This is a genomic window from Devosia sp. (assembly GCF_017307565.1).
Classification (GTDB): Bacteria; Pseudomonadota; Alphaproteobacteria; order Rhizobiales; family Devosiaceae; genus Devosia.
Genome location: NZ_JAFKHD010000248.1, coordinates 1 through 1,339, shown reverse-complemented (window position 1 = coordinate 1,339; position 1,339 = coordinate 1). Strand labels below are relative to the sequence as shown.

The 1,339-nt window shown below is 57.4% G+C and carries 1 protein-coding gene; it reads left to right on the top strand.

What is annotated here, in order from left to right; genetic code table 11:
* The first annotated feature begins 196 nt into the window (after positions 1 to 196).
* Positions 197 to 1,204 carry a murein L,D-transpeptidase family protein gene (locus J0I64_RS08225; RefSeq protein ID WP_240532841.1) on the top strand — a complete coding sequence of 336 codons (1,008 nt, stop codon included), beginning with the start codon at positions 197 to 199 and terminating at the stop codon, positions 1,202 to 1,204.
* Positions 1,205 to 1,339 lie beyond the last annotated feature (135 nt).

Here is a 1,339-nt window from a genome sequence, read left to right as displayed (position 1 = left end):
TCACCGTTCTAAATTATCTTCAGGCCCGCAAGCAGGGTTGCTCCCTTTAAACCCCAACTGACGCGAGCAACAGGAGGGTCGATGCGGTGATGTGTCGCTCGCGAATTCGTCAGACGCAACCGGCCGTTAACTATGCTAGCAACAGAATAAGGATGGTGTTCTCTGCCGCTCCGAGGCTCGGATCTGGTTCTGTTTCATGTTCTACGCGTTAAAAGCAATGTCCGTCGGCCTTCTTGCCATTTCACTCAGCGGTTGCGTCTCGAGTGTGCTGGATGTCGACAACAAGGCTTCCCAGCCTATTCCGGCCTTGCTGGTCGCCGAGATGTCGAGAAAGTCGATGTCTCCCTCTTCGCCGATCCTTGTTCGCATTTTCAAACAGGAGAGCGAGCTGGAAATATGGAAGCAGGATCGCACCGGCAAATATGCTCTCCTGAAAACATACCCGATGTGCCGATGGTCCGGGAAACTCGGCCCGAAGACCCGTGAAGGCGACCGTCAGGCGCCGGAAGGCTTTTACCACGTCAATGCGGGAATGCTGAACCCCACCTCCCAATATTACCTGTCTTTCAATCTCGGCTATCCGAACCGGCTTGAAGCGGCACTGGGGTATTCGGGCGACGCCCTGATGGTGCACGGCGCCTGCACCTCCTCGGGATGCTATGCGCTAACCGATGATGGGGTCGCCGAGATCTACGCCGTCGCGCGCGAGGCTTTGAAGGGCAGCCAACAGTCCTTTCAGGTTCAGGCTTTTCCCTTCCGCATGACGCCGCAAAATATGGCGAAGCATCGTGATGACCCCAACTTTGCGTTCTGGACCGACCTGAAGCGCGGCTACGACAGCTTCGAGGTAACGCGTCGCCAGCCCAGGATTTCGCATTGCGGCGGTAGATATGTCGTGGACACAGAGTTTGAGGCCGGCGAGCCGCGCAATCCACTTGCTGCCTGTCCACCGGCCGTCAACCAGTCTCATCCGGCGATAGCCGATCGTACGCAAACCGATTTACGACAGGCAGACATGCTGGTTTCGAGCGGGAGTGCGCTGTCAGCTCATTCTTACGTAGACGGTGGGATGCATCCGAGCTTTCGCAGGCTACTGAAACGGAATGGTCAGGATGCGCTTGCGAAGCGAACATCGCCGCGGTCTTCTGTGCCCGTCAGTCGGCCCGACGCAGCGCTCGCGGACCCGCATTCTCCGGACGAGTAACGGACATGTTGCGTGGTTTTCTGTCACTGCTGGTCGCCCTGTTGTTGACCCTGCATTTGAGCGCTGCAGCGTCCATCGCGGCACCGGCAACAGACGGTCGCAGCCTGGTTTCATCAGATCTCTTCATAAATACTG

Bases quoted from the DNA above. Each gene is read 5' to 3' on its own strand.
- J0I64_RS08225 (WP_240532841.1), top strand. From the start codon at position 197: ATGTTCTACGCGTTAAAAGCAATGTCCGTCGGCCTTCTTGCCATTTCA.